The organism is Psychrobacter sp. UBA5136 (assembly GCF_002414005.1).
Classification (GTDB): Bacteria; Pseudomonadota; Gammaproteobacteria; order Pseudomonadales; family Moraxellaceae; genus Psychrobacter.
Map to the genome: position 1 here is coordinate 28,171 of NZ_DHYG01000030.1, position 13,574 is coordinate 41,744.

General features: G+C 43.3%; 12 protein-coding genes and 1 pseudogene. 7 read left to right on the top strand and 6 right to left on the bottom strand.

What is annotated here, in order from left to right:
• Positions 1-1,145 (top strand): cytochrome P450 (locus B4240_RS03660; protein ID WP_349679081.1); only part of this gene is annotated, 1,145 nt, incomplete at its 5' end.
• Positions 1,146-1,235: 90 nt separating this feature from the next.
• Here B4240_RS03660 and B4240_RS03665 read toward each other — a convergent pair.
• The gene (locus B4240_RS03665; protein WP_296236884.1) at positions 1,236-2,714 is read right to left on the bottom strand and encodes an MFS transporter; all 1,479 of its coding nucleotides are present in this window, start codon (positions 2,712-2,714) and stop codon (positions 1,236-1,238) included.
• A 295-nt stretch (positions 2,715-3,009) separates the two neighbouring features.
• On the opposite strand from B4240_RS03665, the gene B4240_RS03670 reads away from it, so the two are divergent.
• From B4240_RS03670 to B4240_RS03680, 3 genes are all read left to right on the top strand, one after another.
• Complete coding sequence (locus B4240_RS03670; RefSeq protein ID WP_296236885.1) at positions 3,010-3,477, top strand: DUF1971 domain-containing protein; 468 nt, start codon at positions 3,010-3,012, stop codon at positions 3,475-3,477.
• Positions 3,478-3,602: 125 nt separating this feature from the next.
• Entirely contained in the window at positions 3,603-4,547 is a 945-nt protein-coding gene (locus tag B4240_RS03675; protein ID WP_296236886.1) for an HpcH/HpaI aldolase/citrate lyase family protein, read from the top strand.
• 531 nt (positions 4,548-5,078) lie between these two features.
• Positions 5,079-7,385: a nitric-oxide reductase large subunit gene (locus B4240_RS03680; protein WP_296236887.1), complete on the top strand. Its 2,307-nt coding sequence runs from the start codon at positions 5,079-5,081 to the stop codon at positions 7,383-7,385.
• A gap of 58 nt (positions 7,386-7,443) precedes the next feature.
• Here B4240_RS03680 and B4240_RS03685 read toward each other — a convergent pair whose 3' ends face one another.
• Positions 7,444-8,991 (bottom strand): ATP-binding protein, encoded by a 1,548-nt coding sequence (locus B4240_RS03685; RefSeq protein ID WP_296236888.1) that lies wholly within the window; start codon positions 8,989-8,991, stop codon positions 7,444-7,446.
• 1 nt (position 8,992) lies between these two features.
• A complete protein-coding gene (locus tag B4240_RS03690; RefSeq protein WP_296236889.1) occupies positions 8,993-9,739 on the bottom strand; it encodes a heavy metal response regulator transcription factor in 747 nt (248 codons plus the stop codon).
• A gap of 417 nt (positions 9,740-10,156) precedes the next feature.
• On the opposite strand from B4240_RS03690, the gene B4240_RS03695 reads away from it, so the two are divergent.
• Positions 10,157-10,624, top strand: coding sequence for a DUF305 domain-containing protein (locus tag B4240_RS03695; protein ID WP_296236890.1), 468 nt, complete (start codon positions 10,157-10,159; stop codon positions 10,622-10,624).
• A gap of 139 nt (positions 10,625-10,763) precedes the next feature.
• Complete coding sequence (locus tag B4240_RS03700; protein ID WP_296236891.1) at positions 10,764-11,078, top strand: hypothetical protein; 315 nt, start codon at positions 10,764-10,766, stop codon at positions 11,076-11,078.
• Here the strand turns inward: B4240_RS03700 and B4240_RS03705 are convergent.
• Positions 11,075-11,638, bottom strand: coding sequence for an IS630 family transposase (locus B4240_RS03705; RefSeq protein ID WP_296236892.1), 564 nt, complete (start codon positions 11,636-11,638; stop codon positions 11,075-11,077). The two genes, B4240_RS03700 and B4240_RS03705, sit on opposite strands and share 4 nt — an antisense overlap.
• Positions 11,601-11,912, bottom strand: coding sequence for an IS630 transposase-related protein (locus B4240_RS03710; RefSeq protein WP_296236893.1), 312 nt, complete (start codon positions 11,910-11,912; stop codon positions 11,601-11,603). Before B4240_RS03710 ends, B4240_RS03705 begins: the two co-directional genes overlap by 38 nt.
• Before the next feature lie 51 nt (positions 11,913-11,963).
• On the opposite strand from B4240_RS03710, the pseudogene copM reads away from it, so the two are divergent.
• Positions 11,964-12,416, top strand: a pseudogene (gene copM, locus B4240_RS03715) (CopM family metallochaperone); the annotation flags it as partial.
• Between the two features lie 311 nt (positions 12,417-12,727).
• Here copM and B4240_RS03720 read toward each other — a convergent pair.
• Positions 12,728-13,243: a hypothetical protein gene (locus tag B4240_RS03720; RefSeq protein ID WP_296236894.1), complete on the bottom strand. Its 516-nt coding sequence runs from the start codon at positions 13,241-13,243 to the stop codon at positions 12,728-12,730.
• Positions 13,244-13,574: the final 331 nt, after the last annotated feature.

A 13,574-nucleotide genomic window follows, 5' to 3' on the forward strand; every position in this document is an offset into this window, starting at 1 on the left:
GTGATTCTAAAGACAGTGATTTGCGCGCCCTGACTGACAAGCTACGTCGGGAGCATAATGTGATAAAAAATGACGCAGGGGAGTGGGTATTGTTACATCATGCCGATGTGGTAGCGGCAGCGTTGGATGATGAGCGTTTTTCTAGTCAGGTATCGCGCTTTTTACAAGTACCCAATGGCATGGATGGCGCCGAGCATGAGCGTTTTCGGGCGCTTATCGAGCATTATCTTAATCACGAAGCGCTTATCCCTTATGTACCTGTTTTTAAAAAGGTAGCAGCAGAATTAATGAGTGAGCTACCCAAGGGTCAGGTGCTTAATGCGGTCGATGACATTGGCGCTGTCTTTGCCGTTCGCGCGCAGTGTACATGGCTTGGCTGGCCTACTGAGTTGGAGCCAAAACTTTTGCAGTGGATGCGCGACAATCACAGCGCTACCCGCGCAAAAGTTAACGCTAAAATGGCACAAGTGGCGCAAGACTTCGATGATATTATTCGCTCGGTGATAAATCCGTACCGTCACGCTGATGCGGTGGCTAGCGTTGCTAACAATAGCCTCGATATGGCTAGCGTCACTGCTCAGTTATGCCGTGAGCGCATCGATGGGCGAGCGCTTAGTGAAGCCGAGCTGGTTTCTATTTTACGTAATTGGACGGGCGGTGACTTGGGTTCTATCGCCTTATGCGTGGGCGTTATTGTCGCTTATATTGCTCAGCACCCCGAGCAAGTAAGTATTTGGGCGCAGGCCTCTGATAACGAACTTGAAGCCATCATCGATGAGATATTACGGATTGATGATCCTTTTGTCTCAAACCGCCGTATCACTACCTGCCCCGTTTCTATTGGTGCGCATCAGTTACCTAAAGGCGCGCGGGTACAATTAAACTGGACGTCAGCCAATCGCGATGAAGCGGTATTTGGCGACAATAGCTTTGCCCCCGAAGCCCATGCCTCCGCCAACGTGGTTTATGGTATTGGTAAGCATATCTGCCCAGGGCGCCTGCTTGCCACTTGGCAGCTTAGAATTGCCACTCAAGCACTATTGGCCCATTTCAAAGATATTCACTTAGCGCCAGATTATCCTTTAGAACGTGAACAACCACCATTGGGCGGTTATAGCAATGTTCCTGTCATATTAGATTCATAAGTATCGTCTGTATTAAAAGCCCACTTAATCTTTGCTAAGTGGGTTTTGTTTTTTTATAAAAGTTACTGTCAATAACGGGCTCTGGAATAACTAGCCCTGTTCTGCCGCAATCTGCCGATCGACAGAGGACATTTTGTATTCATCACCAAAGGCATTTTCGGGCTCTGCCAACCAGAAATAACAGATAATCCACGCAATAAAAGCGCCAACCGCAATGATATAAAAGAATTGGTTTGGCTCTACAAAGGTATAGATAAACAAGTAAAATACCGCGCCAACGTTACCATAAGCGCCTGCCATACCTGATATCTGACCCGTTAGGCGACGTTTAATCGAAGGGATAATACCAAAAGTTGCACCTTCCGCCCCTTGTACAAACACCGAACAGAGAATGGTAAAGACCACGGCGATAAATAGCGGCCACTCGGCATTGAGCACCCCCATCAGCACAAAACCCACGCCAATACCAAACATATAAACCAACATCACCAAACGGCGATTACCGATTTTATCAGAGATATAGCCGCCAAGAGGCCGCGCCCATAAATTGACAAAGGCAAAGGTGGAAGCAATCAAGCCAGCCGCCGTTGGATCAAGTTTCCAAGTCGTGGCAAAGAACATCGGCAGCATGGATACCACCGCAAGCTCTGCGCCAAAGTTAGCAAAATAGCTCACATTTAGCGCCGCCACGGATTTAAAGGGGTATTTATCATCTTCTGGGATACCGGCTTTAATCATCGGCAAATTGACACTGATGGCTTTGTAAATTTGATAAATCACCATCACTATAATGACGCCATAACAAATAATGCCGCCAGTAGCACTTAAAAAACCCATCGCTTGGGTGCGATAAACGAGCAAGGATAAGACGCCATATAAAGGAATGATAAATAAGCAATATAACCATAAGTCTTTCCAGGTCGACACTTCTAACGCGCCCGCTTTACGAGATTTTTTATGGGTGCCGACTTCTGGCCCATCGGTGATTAAAAACCAATACGCCACGCCGTATAACGCCATTAATAAGCCAGATAGCGCAATTGCCCAGCGCCAGCCATCATCACCGCCAAAAAACTGTAGGGCTACGGTTGGAATGGTAATCGCGGCGGCGGCTGAACCAAAATTGCCCCAGCCAGCGTAAAACCCTTCAGCAAAGCCAATGTCTTTTGGCTTAAACCACAATGTCGTCATATGAATACCAACGACGAAACCTGCGCCAACAATAGACATAAATAAGCGCGAAACAAATAGCTGGGTTGCCGAGTTACCAAATGCGAAAAACCACGTCGGTATCGCCATCACGACCATTAAGATCGAAAACACGCGCCGCGGACCAAAACGGTCCAATGCCATGCCCACGATGACACGCCCGGGAATCGTTAGCGCGACGTTCGCAATTAAAAATAGTTTGATATGATCGGGGGTTAAATAGCTTTCTGTTTGTAGCATCGATGTCGCAAGCGGCGCGATATTAAACCAGACATAAAAGGTCAGGAAAAAAGCAATCCACGTATAGTGCAGCGCCCTAATATCACGGCGTTCAACCTCGAGTAGTTCTTTTGCATGCATGATAATGTCCCCATTATAAATTCTGCTGCCAGTAATGGACACAAAATAGCAATAAAGGGGAGGCACAACCATTGAGCGAAAGCAGTATAGGGGCACCTTTCCATACTACTTAATAGGGAGTATGCAGGCGATTTTGGACGTTACATTTTTATCAATAGTCAAAAACAGACAAAGCTAGTAAAAGCATTTAAAAGGTGCTATTTTATATTAATGATAATAATTCTCAATTGAGAGTTCGCTTTTAAGGCAGATTGAGATAAAAATCTAAATGAAGCAAACCAGCTAAGGAGTTATCATGAGTTCTGATACCCAAACCAAAACGAATACCCGTACCGCAAACGACAATACTAACACCGCTATTGCCTCTAACGATACCAGTTCCAATCCCGTCATTCCAAGCCATTGGAAAATCAAACGTTCGACACACTTCTTCACCAAAGATAAAGTGCCTAACGCCTTATTGACCCACCACAACACAGCCGAGGGCGTTTACGGGCAAATCTGCGTCATGCAAGGGACGGTGACCTTTTATGGTTTTGCTGACGAAGCGGCCACTGAGCCAGAAAAAACCATCGTTATTCAAGCCGGACAATTTGCGGTTAGCCCGCCGCAATACTGGCACCGCGTAGAGTTAAGCGACGATGCCCAGTTTAATATCAATTTTTGGACAGAAGGCGATACAGAAAATAAGTCGCTATTTAATAGCTCAAAAATTCATAGCAAACCTATCGAAAAATTGTTTGATAAGCCAGAGGGGTCCTAATCATCCAGCGTTATAATTGTTTAGCGTTACTGTGCTGTGATAAGCGCTTTTGTCATGGCACAACACTAAATGTTTATACGACACTAAGTGTTTATATGACGAATATTTGTCTTTAGGAATCAAGCATGTCCGCTTTTAGCAAACAGCCCGAAAATGAAAGCACGAGAAATAAAAGCACGAGCAGCGATACTCATACCGAATCGCAAAATTATCGAGCGATGATTAAATCATTAGTTCATACCAAGGCGTGGTTATTTGTCCCAGCAACGCGGATGGATCGGGTAGCAAAAGCCTTTGCTAGCGGCGCAGATGCGGTGATTGTTGATTTAGAAGATGCCGTTGCGCAAGCGGACAAAGCTCAAGCTCGCGCGGCGGTAAAAGACTATTATGACCATCAGCAAAAGACTCAACATGTGGATAACAGCCATCGGCCGATTTGGCTGCGTATCAATCAAGCGGGCAGCGTAGATTTTGTTAAAGACTTGGCGCTATGTCAGCAGCTACCTAGGCTGGCGGGTGTATTGTTAGCAAAAGCTGAGCAGGCAGCAGAGATTGAAACCATTTATCGAAAAACAGGGCTGCCTGTCATTGCGGTGATAGAAAATGCCACTGGCTTATACCGTGCCGACGAGATGGCAAAGGCAAAGGGAATTTTGGCATTTAGTTATGGCTTTTTAGACTTATGCAACGATTTACAAGTACAAGTGGGCACCGCGTCGGCCGACATCATTGCCAATCAAATTCGCTATCAGCTTATCCTGACTTCAAAAGTCCATCAATTACTTGCGCCGATTGACAGCGTGTATGCAGATTTTAACGACAGTAGAGGGTTACATCAGCGCGTGCAGCTATGGTCGCAAATGGGTATGTCCGGCATGCTGTGCATTCATCCTAAGCAGATAGACGTCGTTAAAGAGGCTCTGCAACCAAATGCCAGTGAGCTTGAATTTGCTAAGCGGGTGGTGGCAGAATACGAGCGCAGTGGACAAGCGGTCTTTAACATAGACGGTAAGATGGTCGATGCGCCGGTGATTGAGCGTAGTTATCAGGTATTATCCCTTGCCGAGTAGGTAGATAAATTAAATAGTCAATTTATAACAACCAGATAACGTGAAGTTGTCTGGTTTTTTCTGTGTTTTATTGCAGGCTACTCACCGCCTGCTTTTTATCTGAATTCACCTATCAATAAAGATATAACCAGCTTTTTTATAAAAATGAACGGCGCAGTTTATAATAAAAATAAGAATAAATAAAAATAACTCTTAACATTCATATTAAATGAATGTTAAAATGTTTCCAGTTTGATGCTAGATGTAAATAAACATCAAATAACTTTAGCTCATGAAGCGATAAAATCTATCAATTAGTAATGACACAATCATAAATTTAAGCCTTAACCCCAACCTTCTCTCTGATCTACTCTTAACTCCAAAATTGAAATCAGAACCAAGGCAGTAGGCTTAATAGTTATAAGATGATTGATAAATTTATCGCAACAGGCAGCGGCATTACTAATTTTTGCAAGTACAATTGCGCTTATAAAAGTTCATTTAAAATGAATGTTAATTAGGCAATTACTATCTAGCCAGTAGGAGCAAGATATGGGCGAATATAAGAAGTATTGGTGGGGCTTAATCGCCGTCCTCGTGATAACCTTTACCTTTTTAGGTTGGGGCGGCGTGGAAGTCTATCGTTCCGCACCTCCTATCCCTGATCAGTATATTGATACCAATGGGAAGGTCTTAATCACAGAAGAAGATATTTTAGATGGTCAATCTGCTTGGCAGCGTACCGGTGGTCAGCAGCTTGGCTCGATACTTGGACACGGCGCCTATCAGGCACCTGACTGGACCGCAGATTGGTTACACAGAGAGCTTGTGGCTTGGTTAGACATCCGGGCGCAAGAGCTATATGGACATGATTTTGCCTCAGCAACGGATGACCAAAAAGCGGTACTTAGTGCGCAGTTGAAAAAAGAATACCGTGGTAGCAATACCAATTCTAATAACCAAGTGGTGTTGTCAGATACGCGGATTGCCGCTATTAATGAAATCGCCCCTTACTATATCGGCCTGTACGGTAATGATCCGTCATTGCAAAAGTCGCGTGAAAACTTTGCCATGAAAAATAATACCTTGGCAGATATTGAAGACAGACAAAAACTGACCAACTTTTTCTTTTGGACCACTTGGGTTGCGTCTACCAATCGTCCGGGCACTGACGCCACTTATACCAATAACTGGCCACATGAACCATTGATTGATAACGTTCCTACGTCAGAAAACATCATGTGGTCTATCGCCAGTGTGGTGTTCTTAATTGCTGGGGTTGGTTTCCTTATTTGGGGTTGGTCATTCTTACGTAAAGAAGAAGACGTCAAAGAAGCAACGGCAAGTACTGACCCATTAACCAAAGTGGCGCTCACACCTTCACAAAAAGCGTTGGCAAAATATGGCGTACTAGTTGTTGCTCTATTCGTATTTCAAGTATTTATCGGCGGTTTCGTCGCGCACTATACCGTTGAAGGGCAAGAATTTTATGGCATCGCCGTTGCCGATTACTTCCCGTATTCGTTAGTACGTACGTGGCATATTCAGGCAGCCCTATTTTGGATTGCCACCGCTTTCTTGATGGCAGGTCTGTATTTAACGCCGCTTATCAATGGCGGTAAAGATCCTAAATACCAAAAATTGGGCGTAGATATACTTTGGGTAGCGTTAATCCTTGTGGTCGTTGGCTCATTTGCCAGTCAATACTTTGCGATTGCCGGTATTATGCCAGCGAAATATAACTTCTGGTTTGGTCATCAAGGCTATGAATTTATTGACCTTGGTCGCTTCTGGCAGATTTTAAAATGGGTTGGTATCTTATTCTGGCTAGTATTAATGACCCGTGGCTGTTTACCGGCGCTCAGGAAAAAAGAGGGCGGTGATAAAAACTTATTGGCCATCTTCTTTGCTTCTGTGGTTTGTGTGGGTTTATTCTACGGTTCTGGCTTGTTCTATGGCGAGCGTACACACTTAACCATCATGGAATACTGGCGCTGGTGGGTGGTGCATTTATGGGTAGAAGGCTTCTTTGAAGTGTTCGCCACCGTATCATTGGCTTTCATTTTCTATAACTTAGGTTTAGTAAATAAAAAAATCGCTACTGCTTCATCGATTGCTTCAGCAGCGCTATTTATGCTCGGCGGTGTCCCAGGTACGTTCCACCATTTATATTTTTCGGGTACAACCACGCCAGTAATGGCAATCGGCGCCTCATTTAGTGCTTTAGAAGTGGTACCTTTGGTTGTGTTAGGTTACGAAGGTTATGAGCATTGGTCTATGCAGCGTCAAGCGCCATGGATGAATAAACTTAAATGGCCTATCATGTGTTTCGTTGCGGTCGCATTCTGGAATATGTTGGGTGCCGGCGTGTTTGGCTTTATGATTAATCCACCTGTGTCATTGTTCTATTTGCAAGGGTTGAATACTACGGCCACTCACTCACATGCTGCATTGTTTGGGGTCTATGGCTTCTTAGCAATTGGTTTTGTGTTACTGGTCATGCGTTATATTCGCCCAGACTATGTGTTTAGTGAAAACTTGATCAAAACAGGATTTTGGACGCTAAATGCAGGCTTGGTATTGATGATTGCCACCAGTTTACTACCGATTGGTATTTTCCAAGCGCACGCATCAATGACTGAAGGTCTATGGTATGCACGTAGTGAAGGCTTCTTACAACAAGATTTCTTAGTAACACTGCGCTGGATTCGTACCTTTGGTGACGTAGTCTTGATCACTGGTGCGGTTTGTGTGGCATTGCAGGTGGTTAAGTTCGCTTTTGCCAAACCTTCAAGCTCAAGCGATCAACCTGATGTTCCTGTGAGCACAGATAAATTGCCCATTAACCCCGTCCTTTAATCGTAAAAACAGTCGAAACAGCAAAATAAGCTCTGCAATAGCAGGGCTTTTTTGTGGCCTAAGCAAGAAGGAGTTTGATACTGACTTCAAAGTGATAGCCATCTTTGACAGTGATGGCTATTTTACCGTTGTGAGCACCAACAATGGCGTGCACAATCGACAAACCTAATCCTGTTCCTGCATGCATCGATAGGGTTTTATGATGGCGATAAAAGCGCTCTGATAATTTATCCACTTCGGCTTGCGTCATTGGCTCAGTCAGACGATTGCTAAAAACAATCTGTAAAAATGAGGCAGTCGTGTTTGATAAAGATGAAATCTGCCCACTATTTGCGACATTATCTACAACATTATCTACAACATTATCCGTAATAGTTTTGCCGTTAATACGAATAATACTGTTGCTTGCGGCATAATAAACAGCATTGGCAAGCAAATTTGCAAACAGCCTTTGTAGCAAACTTGCATCGCCAAGTATGGTTTTAAACTCTCCCGTTTTGTTAAAAGAGATGGCGCGGTCTTCTGCTATCCATTCATAATAATCAATCATTTTAGTCAGCAGTAAATCACTATCTACGCGGTTAAACTGCGAGTGATACAAGCCTTTTTGAGTTTTTGCTAGCAGCAGCATGTTATTAATGAGGTTTGTTAACTGCGCTAAGGTGTCGTGCTGGTGGTGCAGCTGCTCGATGTACTCATCGCTGTTTCGCGGTTTGCTAAGCATCACTTGGGTTTGCGTGCTAAGCGTGGCAAGCGGCGTGCGCAGCTCATGGGCAATATCGTCTGAAAAGCGCGAGAGCGATTCAAAATTGTGCGCCAGCTTATCCATCATCGCATTGTACGCCTCAGCAAGCGGACGCAGCTCACTAGGCATATCGGCAACCACGATTCTATCGTCGAGTTGTTCGGCGTTGATACGGCTCATTTTTTGCCTGATGGTCGCAAGCGGCGCAAAACCCAAATGCACACTAAAAGCGGCGATGGATACTAAAATAAAGGTAATGGCAATTAAAATAAGAATCAGCTGAAGGTTGAATTGCACCAAATACTGATGATGGACATCGATGGGTAGGGCGATGAGGGCTAAGCGACTGGCGTGCTGGATGACCATAGCACGATAATGACGCTCGTTAATTTTTAAATCAAACGGCTGCTCATGATGTTTTTGCCACAACTCTTTGACCGCGCCATGATGGCTCGTTTGACTGATAAAACCTGTGGGCACACTAATCAGCATCTGCCCATCACTATCGGTAATGACGGTTTTTACCTCGTAGTCGATGCTAGCGTTCTGTAAGGCGAGCGCGTGCTGAGATGCTTTTGTTACTTTATTGTCCTGCGTAGCGCTAGCTTGCTCGACACTATTGTCAGCGTTATTAAAGCTATTAAAGTCATCAAAGCCAGTAAAGTTATCACTGTGCATATATTGGCGCAAATTAAACGCCGCATGGGTCAAAATCTCTGCATCCATTTGCTCAAAGTGGTCATTCACTGAGCGCTGTATCCAAATATACAAAAATATCTGAGTGACGATAACGCAAAGGCTTAAGAACAAAATAGTGCGCCATAATAAGGATAAGCGACCGTCTGTGGCAATCGGCGTCATATTATGGACGCACCGCTGTGATGTCGCTGTCATCGTTACTACTTATATTGTTACTGTTGATATCATTACTATCTATACCGTCGAGCCGATAACCCATCCCGCGCACCGTATGAATCAGCTTTGTATCAAAATCATCATCGATTTTAATCCGCAACCGCCGTATCGCCACATCAATCACATTGGTATCGCTATCGAAGTTGATATCCCAAACTTGCGAGGCAATCACAGAGCGCGGCAGCACTTCACCTTGACGCTCAAGAAAAAACTGCAAGAGTGCAAATTCTTTGGCGGTTAATTTAATAGGCTGCTCTCCGCGCGTGACGGTACGCTTGGCAATATCCATTTTTAAGTCGGCGATTTGCAGCACTGTACTGACATAATCGGTCTGATTGACGCGGCGTAATAGGTTTTTAATTCTGACCAATAATTCAGCAAAGGCAAATGGCTTGGTCAGATAATCATCGCCGCCAATCTCTATGCCTTTGACGCGGTCGCTTAAATCATCTTTTGCGGTCAAAAACAGCACTGGCGTCAGCTTGCCCGCCGCCCGATAATTGCGCACCAACTCAAAACCACTCACATCAGGCAACATCACATCCATAATGACCACATTAAAATCTTCAGTCATCAAAGCATGATAACCGCCAAGTCCCGTCGTTTGGTGCTCAACGAGAAAACCAGCTTCGCTCAACCCTTTTTTAATATAGTCGCCAAGTGACAGCTCGTCTTCGACCAATAATATTTTCATAGCGTACTCATTATTTATGTGTTTTTTATAATAAAGCGATTGCGTTATTTACGAATGTCAAACCACCAATCATAGAACAATGCCAGCATCTTTCCTATGCCACACTTGCAAGATGACAAAATTGTCATCTTAGCGTCATCTAATTGTCAGGCTAATACTGCTATCATTTTTATAAAAAATGAATAAGGCCCGTTTTAATAAGACCAGTTTGCGCCTTAGTAGATGGTGCAAAAAAACAAAGAGGCTACAAACCAAGTATATGCAGATATTGAGTCTGTTAAGTAACGGTTATAAGCTAATAAAATATAATAAGAAATACTGTTAATAATGGGTTAACTGAAAAATAGCCTAATCAGGTAAAACAACCTTAACAATAATGCTAATGACCACCTCAGTATCGTAGAGGGAGACTACTTTATGAAACACTCAGAACAAGAAAAAATGAACCCGTACGTAAAATTCTCATTGATGATTTTAACGTCCACCGTGGCGATGTATATCATGATGTACTTCAATACCTACAAATGGGATCATGTCTATTTTAGCGAAACCCGAGTTTACATGGCGCTATATATGGGCGCAGGTATGTCCGTCATCATGCTGGCTTTTATGAGCAATATGTACAAAAAAACCAAGGTCAACCTTATCGTTTATGGGCTTAGTGTTTTGATGTTTGTCTTCGGTATTTGGGGCGTCAGATCACAAGCAACGGTCGACCAAGTCGATTGGATGCAAGCGATGATACCGCACCATTCAATTGCTATTTTGACCAGCCGCCGCGCCGATATCGAAGACCCAAGAGTGCGCAAGCTTGCCGATGACATTATCGAGGCGCAAGTGCGCGAAATCGGTGAAATGCAAGAACTCATTGAAGAGCTTAAATAAATTAAAAATCTTGAGTAAATAGATTGATAAATGTCCGTAGTTAAATGGCTGTATGTAACGCAGCTGTTTAGCTATTTTTTTACGGTAAATTTTCCCTAATTTGCCATTTTCTATGCTTTATTTAAACAAAGGATATACCATGAAAACCACTAATCACTCACGCCTTGCTATGCTTGCGGCTAGTATCAGTGCCGCTCTGCTGCTGAGTGCTTGTCAGCCTACTAATGAAAATGCTGCTAATGAAAACGCTGGGACTACGCCTACGATAAAAGAGACGACGGTAGCCAATGACACAGCAACCACCACGGCGACCAAACCACACGCCAGCCACGATATGTCAGCGATGACGACAGATACTGAGCACATGTCGGTGACGCATAAGGCGTACAATGACTCGATGGTAAAAATGCACGACGAGATGATGGTTGGGATGAACTATAGTCAGCGAACTTAAAAACTGCCACACAGCCAGAGGAAATAAAAGAACAAAGAATCAATACAATCTAGACGCCACTCTTTACGTTTTCTTTTGACCCAAGCCCAGACTTGCTCAATAGGATTTAAATCTGGACTGTAAGGCGGAAGCCATAAAATGGTATGTCCTGCATCTTCGATAAGCGCTTGTATGTCTTGTCTTTTATGGAAAGTCGCATTATCCATAACAATAACACTGTTCTTAGGAAGATTAGGCAATAGTAACTGACTTACCCAACTATAAAAAACGTCACTGTTGACGCTACAATCATAAAGTCCAACCGCAAACAATTGATTGTTATAAATTGCTCCTATAGCGTTAGTCTGGTTCTTTAACTGCCAATTATACTCACCAAAGCATTTTTGTCCTTTGTTGGAGTAACCGTGAGGCCTGTTATCATGTGATTTAAAGCCACTTTCATCTAAAAATATAATGGGTCTATTATCTGTCTCAAACTGGTGCAATTGCTCAAGAAACACGCCTCTTAGTTCAGCGTCTGCCTTAGGATGATTTAATGTCTTTTTTTTGGGTAATACCAAGACGCTTTAAGGCTTTGGATATACCTCTATCGCTACAGTTGAAACGTCTGGCACGCTCATAATGGTAGTCATCAGGATGTGACTCAACGTCTGCTATGAGTGTTTTATTATCTATTTTTGTTGGTTTAAACTGACGCTCTACTCCATCTATGTTTTTACGCCAGCTTTGTATGGTGCTGGTGCTTATTTGATACTCCAGAGCAAGTTGACGATATGTGTGACCGTCTTCTAGTTTCTTTAGTATCATTTCTCGGTAATCTTTTGAATATGCCATAACGGTTATTGTATCGGTTTTATTGTTCGTTGACTATATAACGACCCAGATACCGCGTTTGCTCAAGGTATGCTTGGTCATCATATCGGTGCGGTCGATATGGCAGAGATTCAACTAAAATATGGCACTGATAAAGAGATGCGTCAATTGGCGCAAGACATCATCGACGCCCAACAATCTGAGATTGAGCAAATGCAAACCTGGCTGGCAAGTCATCCCGATGCCACTGAAGCCACGCCTGATACCAAAGCTATGCAACAAGCCTACGCTCATGGTATGGACGCTATGCACGGAGAGATGATGGCAGGTATCGCTGATCCTAAACCTGATATGGCGTTTGCGCGCGGTATGTTACCGCATCATAAAGGGGCAGTCGATATGGCAAAAGTAGAGCTAAAGTATGGCAAAGATCCCGAAATGCTTCAGCTTGCACAGGCCGTCATCGACGCTCAGCAGTCTGAGATTGAGCAGATGCAAAACTGGATTGCTAAAAATGGTGGCTAGCATTTTTGTATAACGTATTCTGTTTATTCAGCTACTGTTATTTAGTATAAAAGTGCTGTTTACTTGAATACAAATAACAAACCCAGCTAAGCGATTTCTTAGCTGGGTTTTTTGACGTGTGATAAAAACTTTAGTAAATTCCTCAAGTCTTTAAGCTATAGTCAGTTTAAGATAAAATCGAAACGTTAGCAGCTATGTGGTGCGACTGGTATAAATTTTCCTTGCTTGCTGTTCTCACAGAGGCTACGAAAAATTCATCCCAATCGCACTGTATCTGTTTTAAAGTGCATTCACTATATTATGAAACGCTTTTAGACATTTTTACCATGTTGCTTTTGCTGGATATCTTTTGCTAAGTTATAGCATTCATTAATATGGTCGGTGGCGATTTTTTTAAAAATCATATAGCCCATAGTGGCTGCAACCATTTGACCACCTAACGGAATAAACTTAGTTACTTGCTTGGCCGCGATACGACCACCAAAGCCCTGAACAGTCTTTTTAACGATACCGCGCGTGGCCATGAGACCTGCAAAATCAACGGTACGGTCTTTTAATGCTTTCCAGTGAATCTCGCGCGACTCTAAATCAACGGCAGACTGACGCCCTTCAATCAGTCCAAAACGCTCGCTGATTTCAGGTAGTAGGACGGTTAACATGCTGGCATCAACTGCCACGTCAAAAAATGGCACAGGAACGATAGCAACACCAGCAGAAAGCTTAGCGCGTTTTTTGACCAGCTTTTCGCATTCTTCTTTAACTTTATCGAGATCTAAATTTGGATCGATGGTATTAGGCAATTTTTCAGCAGTGGGGGTGGTTTTCATAAAGCGTCCTTAATCCTTAAAATGGGTAAAAAAACAGTTTAAAATTAATATAATAGTAAAACTTTTAAAAACGGTAAGTCTCTTATAGTTTTCTTACTTATAGTTTTCTTATAAGTTTGTTAGATGCTTACCATTTTATGGCTTTATAAGCGTCATACAATCCTTGCTTTGTAGCAAAATGCAGAAAATTACAGGCTCTCTGCACCGTTTTTGTAAATAAGCAGAAGGTTTGCAATGCGATATTTAAATGAGACATTGAAAAATAACCCGTCTAGAAGACTTGTTTAGCACCCGCTGCATGACATGTAAGTTAGGGCGTGTCATCAATTAG

What these genes read in the sequence shown, in the direction of transcription:
- B4240_RS03685 (WP_296236888.1), bottom strand. Translation starts at nt 8,991, where the DNA reads ATGACGCCGATTGCCACAGACGGTCGCTTATCCTTATTATGGCGCACT.
- B4240_RS03675 (WP_296236886.1), top strand. Translation starts at nt 3,603, where the DNA reads ATGTCCGCTTTTAGCAAACAGCCCGAAAATGAAAGCACGAGAAATAAA.
- B4240_RS03720 (WP_296236894.1), bottom strand. Translation starts at nt 13,243, where the DNA reads ATGAAAACCACCCCCACTGCTGAAAAATTGCCTAATACCATCGATCCA.
- B4240_RS03690 (WP_296236889.1), bottom strand. Translation starts at nt 9,739, where the DNA reads ATGAAAATATTATTGGTCGAAGACGAGCTGTCACTTGGCGACTATATT.
- B4240_RS03700 (WP_296236891.1), top strand. Translation starts at nt 10,764, where the DNA reads ATGAAAACCACTAATCACTCACGCCTTGCTATGCTTGCGGCTAGTATC.
- B4240_RS03670 (WP_296236885.1), top strand. Translation starts at nt 3,010, where the DNA reads ATGAGTTCTGATACCCAAACCAAAACGAATACCCGTACCGCAAACGAC.
- B4240_RS03665 (WP_296236884.1), bottom strand. Translation starts at nt 2,714, where the DNA reads ATGCATGCAAAAGAACTACTCGAGGTTGAACGCCGTGATATTAGGGCG.
- B4240_RS03695 (WP_296236890.1), top strand. Translation starts at nt 10,157, where the DNA reads ATGAAACACTCAGAACAAGAAAAAATGAACCCGTACGTAAAATTCTCA.
- B4240_RS03680 (WP_296236887.1), top strand. Translation starts at nt 5,079, where the DNA reads ATGGGCGAATATAAGAAGTATTGGTGGGGCTTAATCGCCGTCCTCGTG.
- B4240_RS03710 (WP_296236893.1), bottom strand. Translation starts at nt 11,912, where the DNA reads ATGGCATATTCAAAAGATTACCGAGAAATGATACTAAAGAAACTAGAA.